Origin of the sequence: Xanthomonas sp. WHRI 10207 (assembly GCF_040202975.1) — a bacterium.
Lineage (GTDB): Bacteria > Pseudomonadota > Gammaproteobacteria > Xanthomonadales > Xanthomonadaceae > Xanthomonas.
Genome location: NZ_JBEGDX010000003.1, coordinates 662,923 through 676,507, shown reverse-complemented (window position 1 = coordinate 676,507; position 13,585 = coordinate 662,923). Strand labels below are relative to the sequence as shown.

Genomic DNA, 13,585 nt, shown 5'->3' with positions numbered 1-13,585 from the left:
GCTGTTGTTCTTGCTGTTGTTCTTGCTGTTGTTCTTGCTGTTGTTCTTGCTGTTGTTCTTGCTGTTGTTCTTGCTGTCGCTTCACCCAAGTCGCCTTAAAGCAAGCCGAGCACCGCAGTCATGCGTGGCCGAAGAGGCGCCCTTGTTTGAGCGAAGCGAGTTTGGGCGCCGTGCCGCGCATGACGAGGAGCGCAGGGGACCGGCACGGCCGTATCGCGCCGGATTGCGTCAGGCGACAGCGGTTTTGGTGACTTTTGCCAAGACAAACGTCACCCGCGCTCGAAGGGCGTGGAAGCCTGTGACTTTGCCGTGGCTTAAGCGCTCACCCTTGAAAGCTGTGCTTGAAAATCCCGCATGGTCTCTACGGGTGCACCTGTTGGAAATTGCTTGTCGCCGTACCCTCATCCGCCCTTCGGGCACCTTCTCCCGGGGGGGAGAAGGATGAGCATGCAGCGAGCTTTTAGCCGTACTGTGCGTGGCACGGAGGAAACATTGAACACTGCAACGTGCGCCGCATGACATCCGGAAAACACGCGCGAACGCCTATACCCCACCGGAGCTCGGCAACGGTGCCGGCACATTCAACATCCCGCCCGCCGCCACGTAGGCCGCCAGCGCCTGGCCCTGGCTCAACAGATGCCCGTGCATGGTCCGCTCCGCACCTTCTGCATCGCCGCGCCGCACGCAGTCCATCAACTGCCGATGCTCGGCCAGCGACTGCGCCATGCGCCCCGGCGTCAACAACTGCCGACCGCGATGCATCTTCAAGATGCGATGCAAATCGTGGGTCACCCGGATCAACCACGGATTGCCTGCGTAATGCTGCACCGTCTCGTGGATCAGGTAATTGTTGCGGTAATACTCGGCCAGATCGCCGGAGGCGGCAGACGCTTCCATCGCCGCATGCAGCTCTTCCAGCCGCTGCACGCCGGCCGCATCCAGACGCTTGACCGCGTCATGCGCGCAGCGGCCTTCCAGCATCGCCATCACCGGGAACAGCTGATTGAGATCTTCCAGCGTCAGCCGCGTGACCCGGCTGCCGCGGCCCGCGTCCAGTTGCACCAGGCCTTCGGCCGCAAGCAGCTTGAGACTTTCGCGCAGCGGCGTGCGGCTGATACCGAGTTCCTCGGCCAACGCAGGCTCGTCGATCCACTCGCCCGGCGGCAACGCGTAGTCGTAGATTTTCTGCCGCAGGCGCTCGGCCACTTCCTCGTACAGCGGTACGCGCTTTTTGGCAGTGCGCGAATCAGGGGCGAGGGTCATGGTGGGCAGGTCATCGGCAGTGGATCGGGGGCGCCCATTCTACGGGCGCGCCCGCCGACCCTGCCCACCAGCGCCATCGTCACAGCCAACCCGGCACCACGAACAGCAGCCACGCCGCCAGCGGCCCCAACAGCACCACCAGCCCGCTGTAGACCAGAAAACGGCGGAACAGCCCGTCGCGTTCTTCCTTGGCCGCCGAGGCCACCACCAGCGCGCCGTTGGTGGAAAACGGGCTGACATCCACAATGGTGGACGACACCGCCAACGCGCAGATCACCCCGGCCGCACCCAGCTGGCCCTGCATCAGGAACGGCACCGCCAGCGGAATGGTGGCGCCCAGCACGGCCGCAGACGATGCGAACGCAGACACAATGCCGCCCACGTAGCACACCAGCAACGCGCCCAGTAATGGCATGCCGATATGCGACACGCCGGTGCCGATGTAGTCCACCGCGCCGGCCTTTTCCAGCACCGCGACATAAGTGACCACACCGCTGATCAGCAGCACCGTGGACCAGCTGATGCCATCCACCGCGCCTTTTTGTGCATTGGGCGAGATCAATGCCAGCGCCACGGAGACGGTGATCGAGACCAGGCCGACGTTGAGGTTGTAGACCAACGCCGCAACGCCCAGCCCCAACAGGCCGACAAGCGTGATCACGCGATCGCGGGTAATGGACACGGCCTCCAGCGCCAGCGGGTCGGTGGACAAGGTGCCGCCGCCAGCCGCCACCAGTGCGCCATGGCCTTCGATGGAGAAGCGTCGCTGCGATGCTTGATCGCCGCTGACCGGCACGTACTGCGCATCGGCCAGCGACACCTCCTGCCGACGCATCAGCTTGAGCCCGCCGAAGGCGCAGAAGCAGATGATCGCCATCATCAGGTTGAAGCCCAGGCTGGTGAGAAACACCGCCATCTCGGTGACATCCAGCCCGGCCTTTTCCACCACCTTGTTGGTGATGCCCCCATACACGCTGATCGGCGAAAACCCGCCGCCCTGCGCGCCATGGATGACCAGCAAGCCCATCATCAACGGGTTGATGCGGTACTGCTTGGCAAAGCGCAACGCCACCGGCCCGATGATGGCTACCGCCGCCGGGCCCAGCGCACCGAAGGCGGTGAGCAGGCCGGTGATGACGAACATCACCCACGGGATGGCCACGATGTGCCCGCGTACCGCCCGTACTGCCCAATGCACCAGCAGATCGATGGTGCCGTTTTTCTGCGCGATGGCGAACAAATAGGTGATGCCGACCAGGGTCAGGAACAGGTCGCCCGGAAAGCCGGCCAGCACCTCCTTGCCGTCCAGCCCCACCCACACGCCACCGACGATGAACGCCAGCGCGAAAGCCACCGCGCCCATGTTGATGGGCAATGCGGTGGCGACGATGAACATGATCACCAAGCCAAGAATCGTTGCAATTTGCGGGGTCATGCGCCCTCCCAGACACCTGATACGCGTACAGCACGGATGGCCACCCGCCATCCAAGGGTCACGCCGTGTACGACACCTGCCTGATGGTCATGCCGCGCGTTCGCATGCGGCGTTGACCCACTCCACCACCCCTTGGGTGCTGTGGAAATCGTCGACCGACCGCGCTTCGCAGCCCGGTACGATCTCGCGCGCCATGCGCGCCAGTGCGCTACCGGGGCCGAGTTCGAGAAACACACGCGCACCGCGTTCGGCGGCCTGTACCAGCACGTCGTGCCAGCGCACGGTCTGCGCGACCTGTGCAGCCAGGCTGTCGATCACCTGCGGCGGCGTGGCGACGGCACGTGCGTCGATGCCGGCAAGCACGCGCAGCGTGGGCGCGCGAATGGGCTCCTTGTTCAATGCGGCGGCGAAGGAATCGGCGGCCGCGCGCAGCCACGGCGTATGCGCAGGCACAGTGACCGGCAGCACGGTGACGCGTGCGCCGCGCGATTGCGCGTCATCGCCAAGCCGCGCCAAAGCCGTGTGCGGCCCACCAAGCACGGCATGGTCGTCGCCGTTGATGATGGCCACTGCTGCACCATGCGTGTTGCAGAGCGATTCCAGCGTGGGCAGTGGCAGACCGATCACCGCCATCAACCCGGCATCCTCGGGGCTGGCCGCATCCATCGCGCGCGCACGGGTGGCCGCAAGTTGCAGGCAGGTCTGGATGTCGATGCTGCCGGCCACCGCGTGCGCGGCCAGCTCGCCGACGCTATAACCCAGCACCAGCAGCGGCGTCGGCAGATGCTCGCGCAGCACCTGCCATTGCGCCAAGGTGCCTGCGCAGACCAGCGGCTGGGCGACGGCATTGGCGTAGCGGCCAGCATCTGCGGCAAGGGTTTGCGGAGCGGCGCCAAGCACCCGGCCGGCAGCCGCGAGCACCGCTGCAGCAGCGGGCGCATCGGCAATGCGGGCGAACATGTCGGCGTGCTGGCCGCCTTGGCCTGGGCAGAGGATGGTCAGGGTCATGGCGTTGGCCGCGTGCATGCGCTGGCGCGACTGCTGCAGGAACTGCACGTCTGCGCGCTACGGGCAACGTTTCCTGGTGCAGCCTGCAATACCGCAGCCGCTGCTGTGCGAAGTGAAGCACTGATGCGTTGCGTGTGCGCGCAACGTTTTTCTGCAGCCACAGTGACACTGGGCGCGCGCCTGCTCATAGCGTCTCCTGGCGATGCAGGAACCACGCGCAAGCCAGCAGGTCCGCGCTACCACCGGGGCTGAGCCGACGCGCCACGAATTGTTTACCGATCGACGATAGCCGATCGCGCCAGTGGGGTTGCGCAATACCGCCGTCATCGAGAAAGCTGCGCGCCTGCGCTTTGGCATAGGCCAGACCGTCTGCGCCGCCACGATGCAGCAGATTGAGATCGTCGACATGCGCGACCAGTTGCATCAAGGTCTGCGCGAGCGCGGCGTCCTGTGTGGCGCCAGTGCCCAACGCCGCACGCAGGCTCGGCAGCGCGATCTCGCGCAGTAGCGGGTAGCCGGCTGCGGCCTGCTCGCGAACGCCAGCCACCTTGTACTGCGCGCGCATGCGCTGGCCATTGCTGCGTGGGTCCAGCGGCGCAGCGCGCAACGCCGCGCCCCACACCTGCACCCCGTTGCAGACCGCATCGGCAGATGGCCGCTGGCCATACGCGGCGCGCAGGCGTGCGGCCTGTGCGGTGAGCAGGCCAAGGCTGAAGATCGCACCCCGGTGGGTATTGATGCCGCCGGTGGCACGCAGCATGGCCGCCTCGGCCGCGATGCCCAGATCGCGCAGCCGTGCAAAGGGTGCGTTGTCGCTGCCGGCCTGTGCGATGGCGATAAAATAGCCACGCAATGCGAAGAGACTGCGCAAGAACGTGGAGGCATCCATGTCGCTGTGGCTACCGCTGTCGAACGGCGTCACCAGCCCGGGCTTGGGCGCGCAGGCCAACTCCGCATGCAGCGCGCCGACGGCGAGCCGGCCGAGCCGGTGCGCAACGTTGCGCGGCACTGCACGCACATCCACATGCTGCAGATGTTGGACCTGCGCGCTCATGCCGCGCTCCTTAACTGAAACAACGCAGCGCGCGGCAACAAGCAGCAGCCGTTGCCGGATTTCACCAGCACCTGCTGCGCGTCACTGGCGTACTCGCGCCAGTTCACCGCGATGTCGTTGGGGAATAGCAACTCGCCATCGGCACGCAGGCCATGGCGTTGTTCCCAGCGCTGCAACAAGGCAACCACTACTTGCGCCTGCTCGGGCGTCTCGACGGACCACAGCAGATCCAGATCCGATTGCGCGTGCACATAGGTCAAGCCCGTCAACGCTTGCCACGCGAAGCTGCCGAACACGCGCGGATGCAGTGCATCAGCCTGCGCGTGCGCGCGCAATGCCTGCAACGCGGGCTGCACCTCGGCGGGTGCGTGCGCGATGACGGCATCCAACGACAGGGGCTCACTGCAGCGTGCAATCTCCACGACATGGGCACGCAATGCCAGACGCTGATTGCCTTCGTCGGGCGGCAACGGCACTCCCAGGCGCAAACTGCCCGGCGCCTCGCTGCCGTCGCCACGCGCCACCACTGCAGGCAAGCCGGCGGCAAACCACTGCTGCAAGCGTGGCTGCGCACCGGGCGTGTGCGCCTGCCACTGCGCATCGTCGCGTAACCACACCAGGGCGTGGCGGCCGGCCATCCTCAGGCCTCGCCCGCTGCCACGGCGGCGGCAACCTCGCGCGCCAGCGTGCGGCCGCCGCGTTGCGCGCCGAGTGCGCGACGCTGGTCGCCATCGACGGGCGCGGCCAATGCATCGAGCAGCGCCTGCGCCAGATCGCCGTCCCACAGCGATTCCACCGCGCCCATGTGCACATAGTTCTCCACGCCCGGCGCGAACACTGGCGAACTTTTGCTGAGCGCCTGCAAGGTGTCCACCGATTGCTTGGTGACACGGGCCATGGCACGCAAATCCATCACGCGCACCTGCGCATCCGGCAATGCATGGATGCGGTCGGCCATCAAACCAAACGACAGAAATCCGCCGCTCACCGCTTCGCCATACACCAGCGTGACCAGTCGCGCGCCGCGCCTGCGCGCCAGATCCAGCGCACGCGCCAGATGCGCGAAGTAGCCATTGATGCCTAGCAATTCATCGCGACGTGCCAGGCGTTGCCCGGCGGTGTCGGCCAGCATCACGATCGGCCGCTGCGGATGCGCGCGGGTGCTGTCCAGTACGGTGGCGGCCAGGGCCAACGCGTGGTCCACGCCCACTTCCAGCTTGTTGGCGGTGCCGATCACCGTGACCTCGCCTGCGGCCGTGGTCGCGCTGCCGGTGAGCACATCGTCATTGCGCACGATGGCGTGACCGAGCGGAAACAGCTGGTCGAGCAGTTGGCTCAGTTCCATGGCGTGCTCCGATCTGCAGTGGCCGCGAGGAAGGCGTCGGTGTCCAGCAGCGGCAGCCGCTGTGGATCGGCGATGCCTTGGCGCGCCCAGATGTCCAGGCCGTCGCGGCAATCGCCATAAGCATCGATGCGCGCAGACAGTTGATGATGCGCGTGCTCCAAGGCCTGCAAGGCAGCATCGCCTTCGGGTTCGACGAGTGCGTCCAGCGTGACGGCCGCTGCATCGGCAAACGCCGCGATGCGGTCGGCCACCAAGGTCTGCGCTTCGCCCAGCAGATAGCGGTGTTTGCCACCGGTCACACGCCAGACCAGAGCGCGGTCGCGGGCGTCGAACTCTTCCACCCCGCGCACGGTTTCGATCACGTCCGGGCCGGACAACGACAAGCGGCCTTCTTCGGACATGATCACCGCGCTGCAGCAGCGCGCCACGATGCCCATGCCGCCGAATGCGCCATTGCCGCTACCGATCAACGCCAGCACCGGCACGCCGGCCGCGCGCGTATCCAGCGTGGCACGCATGACTTCGGAAATGGCGATCAGGCCGGCATTGGCTTCGTGCAAGCGCACGCCGCCGGTATCGAGCAATAACAGCACTGCTGCCGGATGCGTGGCTGCCGCGCGCTCAAGCAAGCCGGTGAGCTTGGCGCCGTGCACCTCACCCACGCCGCCACCCATAAAGGCGCCCTGCTGGCCAGCGATCAACACGCTGCGGCCACGCAAGCTGCCCTCGCCCACAACGATGCCGTCGTCGAAGGCGCCCGGCACGTCAAGCTGCGCCAGATGCGGGCTGACCAGGCGGCGACGCGGGCCGACGAATTCGCGGAAGCTGCCGGCGTCCAGCAGCCCGTCGATACGCTCGCGGGCATCGGCTTCGTAATAGCTGCGCTCGGCCATGGGAATGGTGGTGCTCATACGCGACTCCGGATTGCATTTGTAGGAGCGCACCTGGGCGCGACCGCGGCGTTATCGAGAACGCCTGTCGCGCCCGGGTGCGCTCCTACGGACGTACCTGTGTCTCTGACATGGGAGCTCATGCGGCATCTCCTTGCAGAACATCGATCGCCTGCTCCAGACGCAGACGCACCACTGCCGGCGTTGCGCCAACATCTACGCGCCTCCGGATTTGTGCTGCAGGAGCGCACTTGGGCGCGACCGCGGCGTTACCGAGAACGCCTGTCGCGCCCGGGTGCGCTCCTACGGAGGTGTCTGTGTCTCTGACATGGGAGCTCATGCGGCATCTCCTTGCAGAGCATCGATCGCCTGTTCCAAGCGCAGACGCACCACTGCCGGCGTTGCGCCAACATCTACGCGTCTCCGGATTTGTGTTGTAGGAGCGCACCTGGGCGCGACCGCGGCGTTACCGAGAACGCCCGTCGCGCCCGGGTGCGCTCCTACGGAGGTGTCTGTGTCTCTGACATGGCAGCTCATGCGGCATCTCCTTGCAGAGCATCGATTGCCTGTTCCAGGCGCAGACTCACCACTGCCGGCGTTGCGCCAACATCGTTGATGCTGATGCGCACATCGCGCAGCGGATGGCGCGCGGCGAAGTCGCCCAGCACCGCCTGCCAGATCGTGCCGAAGCCGCGGGCCGCCGTGAGGATCTCGATTTCCATCGCGCCGTCGAGCGGCACGCGCTCGACCAGCACTTCCAGGTTGCCGGAGGCGACCACGCCGACCAGCGCATGCTCCAGACCGGTGCGCGCACCGTGCTGGCCGTCAAAGCGATATCGCAGGGTTTCCATGCTGAGCCCTTACCAATTGCGGAAACGTTTCGGCGGGTCGTACAACCCACCGGACCAGCGCACCAAGTCCTTGACCGTGCGCGCGGCGAGCAGATCGCGTGTGGCATCGCGCGGACGGATGCCCAGATCTTCCGGCCGCTTGATCACGCCGCGGTCGCGCAGGTTTTCCACCATGCCTTTGTCGCGGCCCAGACCCACGGCGGTGTAACCGGACACGCCGCGAATCGCCTGCTCGCGCTCTTCCGGCGTGCGGCACAACAACAGATTGGCGATGCCTTCTTCGGTCAGCACATGGCTGACGTCATCGCCGTAAATCATCACAGGCGGCAGCGGCATGTTGGCGCGCTCGGCCAGTTCCCAGGCATCAAGCTTGTCGACGAACGCCGGCGCCATGTGCTCGCGGAAGGTTTCCACCATCTGCACCACCAGCTTGCGACCGCGCGGCATCTCGCCCGGTCGTGCGGCTTCGCGTCCGGCCTTGAGCCAGGCAGCGCTGGCATGGCGACGACCGCGCGCATCCGAGCCCATATTCGGCGCGCCACCGAACCCGGCGATGCGGTCGCGCGTGGCAGTGGAGCTATTGCCCTGCAAATCGATCTGCAGGGTGGAGCCGATAAACATGTCGCAGGCGTATAAACCGGCGGTCTGCGAGAGCGCGCGGTTGGACCGCATGCTGCCGTCGGCGCCGGTGAAGAACACATCCGGGCGCGCGGCGATGTAGTTTTCCATGCCCAGCTCGGAGCCGAACGAATGCACCGACTGCACAAAGCCCGATTCAATCGCCGGGATCAGCGCCGGATGCGGATTCAGCGCCCAATGTCGGCAGATCTTGCCTTTCAAGCCCAGCGATTCGGCGTAGGTGGGCAACAGCAATTCGATGGCGGCGGTGTCGAATCCGATGCCGTGATTGAGTCGGTCCACACCGTACTCGGCGTAGATGCCCTTGATCGCCATCATCGCCATCAACACCTGGATCTCGGAGATCAACGCCGGGTCGCGGGTAAATAAGGGTTCGATGTAATTGGGCTTGGGTGCTTCGGTCACGAAGTCGACCCAATCGGCCGGAATATCCACGCGCGGCAAGGTGTCGAGGATTTCGTTGACCTGCGCGATCACGATGCCGCCCTTGAACGCGGTGGCCTCCACAATCACCGGCGTATCTTCGGTGTTGGGCCCGGTGTAGAGATTGCCGTGGCGGTCAGCGGCCTGCGCGGTGATCAACGCGATGCGCGGGGTGAGGTCGATGAAATAGCGGCCGAACAATTCCAGATAGGTGTGGATGGCGCCGATCTCGATGCGGCCTTCGCTCACCAATCCAGCCAGACGCGCGGCCTGCGGGCCGGAGAACGAAAAATCCAGACGTTTGGCGATGCCGCGCTCGAACACATCCAGGTGCGAGGCCAGCGACAGCACCGACTGCACCATGTGCAGGTCGTGCACGCGCGCGGGGTCCACCTCGGTGAGGCAGCGCGCCAGGAAATCGGCCTGCTTCTGGTTGTTGCCCTCCAGGCACACGCGGTCGCCGGGCTCGATCACCGCCTCCAGCAGCGCCACCACATCGTTGGCGGCCACCACGCGGCCCTGCGGCGCCAGCGCGGCGGCACGCTGCAAGCGCCTGCGCCGGCCTTCGGCCTGGGTGTCCCACTGTCGACTCATCGCATTGCCTCACCGGGTCGAGCCCGTAATGTCGAAGTAATTACATCGTAATTATGGAAAGAGGTGATGTCTAGACGCGTTGCAGCATCGATGGATGACGTGACGACGGACGGTCAGCAATGCGACAGCTAAGTGCTTGCAGCCGCCCACACTTCGATATATCTTTTCCGTGTGCTTCGATATATCGAATGAAACCAAACCCTCGCCACCATGCGGTTCTGGCTGATCTGGATGCAGCCGACGGCAACGTCTCCGGGCGAGGCAGTGCGCGCATCCGGCCGCTGGGGCATGGCGACCTGCGCCTGCTGCTGCTGGCCTTGATCGAACAGCACCCACGCCACGGTTACGAGTTGATGCGGCAGATCACCGCGCTGTTCAAAGGCCTGTACACGCCCAGCGCCGGCGCGATCTACCCGGCGCTGGCGCAGCTGGAAGCCGATGGCTGGGTGCAGACCGATCTGGAGCAGGGCCGCAAGCAGTATCGGATCACCGACGCCGGCCGCAGCTACGCCGCCGATCAGCGCGATGCCATGGATGCCGCACTGGCGCGCACCCATCGTCGCGCACGCGAGCTGATCAAGGCGCAGACGCCCCCACCCATCCGCGAGGCAATCCACCGCATCAAGCACGGCCTGTTTGCACGCCACGGGCAGTGGAGCGAAGCAGACATCGAACGGATTGCCGCACTGCTCAACGCCGCCGCCGACGGCATGGAGCAGGACGAGCACTGAGGGGTGTTGCAGCGTCGACGACAGCCGATAGCCGATAGCCGTTGTTGCGATGTTGCGATGTTGCGATGTTGCGATGTTGCGATGCGAGTCTGCTGGCCGGTTCTGTTGATCGGTCGTTCTGTTGATTTGATTGGCTGTTCTGTTGATCGGGCGTTCTGTTGAGTTGAGTGGCTGTTCTGTTGATCGGAAGTTCCGTTGGCTGTTCGTTCCGTCGCCAGGTATTGCGAGCGTTGCTAAAGCCCCTCTCCCCTCGGGAGAGGGGTTGGGGTGAGGGTACGGCGCGAAGCCTCACGAACATTCCAACCACACAACATGTCGCTCAACCTCCTCCAACCATAACTACGCGTCACTTGCTCCACCTGCACGAAAAATCACCTCGAAGCAGGAAGAAAAAAAGCGGTGTCTTGGCAATCAACAAGTTTTAGAACGGTAAAAACCAGCAACTAATCGTCAACTGGGCACGGATGACACGGCCAGAACCAGAGCCTAAGAGGACTACATACCGCACCGAGCACCTGCGGCCCCCGCCTGGCCCTGAGCGCAGTCGTCTTGTTAGCCGCTCCTAACTATCCATCGTGTCACCGCCGTACCTACTACCACCCCCACGCCGCGCCTCTGTGCGCGACACCATCAGGAATCGCACCACCATGGCTGCACACACCAATACCCAACTTCGCCGCGACTCGCGCCTGCGCTCCGTGGAAGTGGTCCGTTGCGAGTCGATCACTCCGCAGATGCGCCGCATTGTGTTTGGCGGCAGCGAACTGGCCGGCTTTCAAAGCGAAGCGCCGGACGACCACGTCAAACTGTTTTTCCCCAATGCCGATGGCGCCTTCGTGCTGCCGACCATGACCCCGGAAGGACCGCGCTACGCCGAAGGGGCACTGCCCTCGCCCGGCCGCGATTACACCCCGCGCGCGTTCGATCCGCAGAGCGGCGAGCTCAGTATCGATTTCGTGCTGCATGGTGACGGCGTGGCATCCAGTTGGGCCGCACAGGCGCAGCCCGGCGATGCGCTGAAGATCGGCGGCCCGCGCGGCTCGTTTCTGGTGGCAGACGACTTTGACCATTACGTGCTGATCGGCGATGAAACCGCGCTACCCGCGATCAGTCGCTGGCTGGAGTCAATGCCGGCCGACATGCAGGCAGAGGTCTTTATCGAAGTGGCCGATGCAGACGAGCGACAGGAGCTGATCAGCGCCGCCGATGTCGCTGTGTACTGGCTGGAGCGCAACGGCTTCGATGCGGCCAGCAGCACCTTGCTGGAAGACAGCCTGCGCGATTACGAGCCGCACGACGGCGACACCTTCTACTGGATCGGCGCCGAATCGATGCGCGCGCGGGCCATGCGTAAGTTTGTGGAAGAGCACATGGGCGTGGACAAGGAGTGGATCCGCGCGAAGGGGTACTGGAAGGCGGATCCGGCCGGGGAGTGAGGCCAAATGTTCCCGCCTCTGGCGATCAATCGAGGGTAGCCAAAAAACTAATTCGCCTCTGGCGAGCTGTCGACGTTCGGAGTTAGAGACCTCAAGGCATCAGTACTGCACTGACTTGCGAGAACCGCCTTGATCGCGGCGGTTCTGACGTATCACCGCCTTCAAGGCGTAGTACGGCGCATGCACCTTGATATGACCAGGGATGGTTCCGCGCCTGGTTTGGCAGCATGGCCTCCGGATGACATCGCGCGCGGTTGCGCACCGATCCACGGTGACACTTTCAAGATTGATAACGCATCGATGCTCAGTCGCGACAGGCTCAAGCTGTTCAAAAATATTCGAGCATGACGTGGGGGCTTGATACGTACGAACGCGGCTTGGAAGACGGCATGAGATGCAAAGAACACCGGCCAGGACGATTATCAAAAGTGCGAATTTACATTCGACCACAACGTCAAGCAGGCGAACACAACAGCCATTGACAGTCATAAGTGCTCTTGCTAGAACGCAAGCGTCAGGACCCCATAGATATTTATCTAATAGGTGCCTGCCACCGGATGGACCTACTCACTCGAGAGGCTTCCCATGAAAGATATGAAGGCAGATCAACGTCGCCGCTATTTGAGAGGGGCAGTTTGCATCGCGCTCTTTGCAGCATCGCCTATCGCTGCTTACTCAGCTCAGCAAGAAGACACCACCGCCCTTCATCGGGCAATACCGAAGAAGCAGATATTAGAGGTGAAGGTACGAGGTGATTTGAGCGGAAGAGACGTTGACCTTGAGCTAAGTCCTGGCGAAATTTCGCCCGTCTTGGTTCTACCCGACAACAGAAAATACCGCGTAAAAGCATCAATTATCCGTACTGACCCACGATTTGGGGACATCTACGCGCTTGTTCTGGCAGACGCAAAAGGGAAAACCCTTGCGGAAATGAATATCGCGGGAAACACGACTGCGACGTTCGGCGATCACAGCGTTCAGATCTATCTACTTCCAATCGAGCAAGCCATCTGATTAGGGACGACTCTCTCAAAGCTTAGACATTTGAAATTTGCCCGAAAAAATTAGGGCCCGCCAATGGCGGGCCCTAATGCGAGCAACCGCTTAATTACTTCGCAGCAGCGTCGCCGGCCTTGGCCTGCAGCGCTTCGGTGGTGATGCGGATCTTGACCTCGTCGCTGACGTTCGGGGCGTACTGGCCCACGCCGAAGTCGCTGCGCTTGATCGTGGTGGTGGCGTCGAAACCGGCAGCCGCCACTTTCTTCATCGGGTGCTCGCCGGCACCGTTGAGGGTGACGTCCAGCACGACCGGCTTGGTCTGATCCTTGATGGTCAGGTCGCCGGTGACGGTCAGCTTGTTGGCGCCGGCCGATTCGACCTTGGTGCTCTTGAAGGTAGCGGTCGGGAACTTGGCCGCGTCGAAGAAGTCACCACTCTTCAGGTGCTCGTCGAACTTGGCGGTGAAGCTGTTCAAGCCGGACAGCGGCAGGGTCACCTGCACGGTGGACTTGGTCACGTCGGCCGCGTCGTACACCAGGGTGCCGTCGACATTGCCGAAATGCGCGCTCGGGTTGGAGAAGCCGAAGTGGCTCCACTGCGCCAGCACGTCGGTGTGGCTCGGGTCCAGGGTGTAGGTACCCGAGGCCACTTCCACCGCAGGAGCGGTCGAGGCAGCCGGAGCCGGAGTGGCGGCAGCGGCATCGGCCGGCGCGGTGGCGGCGGGGGTTTCGGCGGCCGGTGCGGCGGCGTTGTCGGCCGGCTTGGAGCAGGCGGCGATGGCCAGGGTCAGGGCGAGCGGCAGCAGCAGTTTGTGGGTGGTTTTCATTGGAACTCCATGTGATGAGAGACGCGTTGGATCAACGCGGATGGGACAGATGCAGACGGACGAGGACTGCAGGAAACTGTAAGCGGCAACC

At 64.1% G+C, this 13,585-nt stretch carries 13 protein-coding genes and 1 pseudogene; 3 read left to right on the top strand and 11 right to left on the bottom strand.

Annotated elements, in window-relative coordinates:
* Window positions 1-543: 543 nt before the first annotated feature.
* From ABQU90_RS13280 to mdcA, 10 genes and pseudogenes are all read right to left on the bottom strand, one after another.
* Window positions 544-1,263: a GntR family transcriptional regulator gene (locus ABQU90_RS13280; protein WP_115552827.1), complete on the bottom strand. Its 720-nt coding sequence runs from the start codon at window positions 1,261-1,263 to the stop codon at window positions 544-546.
* 79 nt (window positions 1,264-1,342) lie between these two features.
* Window positions 1,343-2,698 (bottom strand): SLC13 family permease, encoded by a 1,356-nt coding sequence (locus tag ABQU90_RS13275; protein WP_323522879.1) that lies wholly within the window; start codon window positions 2,696-2,698, stop codon window positions 1,343-1,345.
* Between the two features lie 87 nt (window positions 2,699-2,785).
* The gene (gene mdcH / locus ABQU90_RS13270) at window positions 2,786-3,706 is read right to left on the bottom strand and encodes a malonate decarboxylase subunit epsilon (protein ID WP_323522877.1); all 921 of its coding nucleotides are present in this window, start codon (window positions 3,704-3,706) and stop codon (window positions 2,786-2,788) included.
* A gap of 184 nt (window positions 3,707-3,890) precedes the next feature.
* Window positions 3,891-4,760, bottom strand: a complete 870-nt coding sequence (gene mdcB, locus ABQU90_RS13265; RefSeq protein ID WP_323522876.1) for a triphosphoribosyl-dephospho-CoA synthase MdcB — start codon at window positions 4,758-4,760, stop codon at window positions 3,891-3,893.
* Window positions 4,757-5,398, bottom strand: a complete 642-nt coding sequence (gene mdcG / locus ABQU90_RS13260) for a malonate decarboxylase holo-[acyl-carrier-protein] synthase (RefSeq protein WP_323522874.1) — start codon at window positions 5,396-5,398, stop codon at window positions 4,757-4,759. Before mdcG ends, mdcB begins: the two co-directional genes overlap by 4 nt.
* Before the next feature lie 2 nt (window positions 5,399-5,400).
* Window positions 5,401-6,105 carry a biotin-independent malonate decarboxylase subunit gamma gene (gene mdcE, locus ABQU90_RS13255; RefSeq protein WP_323522873.1) on the bottom strand — a complete coding sequence of 235 codons (705 nt, stop codon included), beginning with the start codon at window positions 6,103-6,105 and terminating at the stop codon, window positions 5,401-5,403.
* A complete protein-coding gene (locus ABQU90_RS13250) occupies window positions 6,096-6,998 on the bottom strand; it encodes a biotin-independent malonate decarboxylase subunit beta (RefSeq protein WP_323522882.1) in 903 nt (300 codons plus the stop codon). Before ABQU90_RS13250 ends, mdcE begins: the two co-directional genes overlap by 10 nt.
* A gap of 136 nt (window positions 6,999-7,134) precedes the next feature.
* A pseudogene (locus ABQU90_RS22810) lies at window positions 7,135-7,212 on the bottom strand (malonate decarboxylase acyl carrier protein); the annotation flags it as partial.
* A gap of 316 nt (window positions 7,213-7,528) precedes the next feature.
* Entirely contained in the window at window positions 7,529-7,846 is a 318-nt protein-coding gene (gene mdcC, locus ABQU90_RS13245; protein WP_323522872.1) for a malonate decarboxylase acyl carrier protein, read from the bottom strand.
* A 9-nt stretch (window positions 7,847-7,855) separates the two neighbouring features.
* Complete coding sequence (gene mdcA / locus ABQU90_RS13240; protein ID WP_055853063.1) at window positions 7,856-9,502, bottom strand: malonate decarboxylase subunit alpha; 1,647 nt, start codon at window positions 9,500-9,502, stop codon at window positions 7,856-7,858.
* Between the two features lie 188 nt (window positions 9,503-9,690).
* On the opposite strand from mdcA, the gene ABQU90_RS13235 reads away from it, so the two are divergent.
* The 3 genes from ABQU90_RS13235 (at window position 9,691) to ABQU90_RS13225 (ending at window position 12,683) form a co-directional block, all read left to right on the top strand.
* Window positions 9,691-10,233 (top strand): PadR family transcriptional regulator, encoded by a 543-nt coding sequence (locus ABQU90_RS13235; RefSeq protein WP_323522870.1) that lies wholly within the window; start codon window positions 9,691-9,693, stop codon window positions 10,231-10,233.
* A gap of 647 nt (window positions 10,234-10,880) precedes the next feature.
* The gene (locus tag ABQU90_RS13230; protein ID WP_323522869.1) at window positions 10,881-11,669 is read left to right on the top strand and encodes a siderophore-interacting protein; all 789 of its coding nucleotides are present in this window, start codon (window positions 10,881-10,883) and stop codon (window positions 11,667-11,669) included.
* Between the two features lie 585 nt (window positions 11,670-12,254).
* On the top strand, window positions 12,255-12,683 hold the full coding sequence (locus ABQU90_RS13225) for a hypothetical protein (RefSeq protein WP_323522867.1): 429 nt from the start codon (window positions 12,255-12,257) through the stop codon (window positions 12,681-12,683).
* Window positions 12,684-12,777: 94 nt separating this feature from the next.
* On the opposite strand, the gene ABQU90_RS13220 is transcribed toward ABQU90_RS13225, so the two are convergent.
* On the bottom strand, window positions 12,778-13,494 hold the full coding sequence (locus tag ABQU90_RS13220; protein ID WP_082473606.1) for a YceI family protein: 717 nt from the start codon (window positions 13,492-13,494) through the stop codon (window positions 12,778-12,780).
* Between the last annotated feature and the right edge of the window lie 91 nt (window positions 13,495-13,585).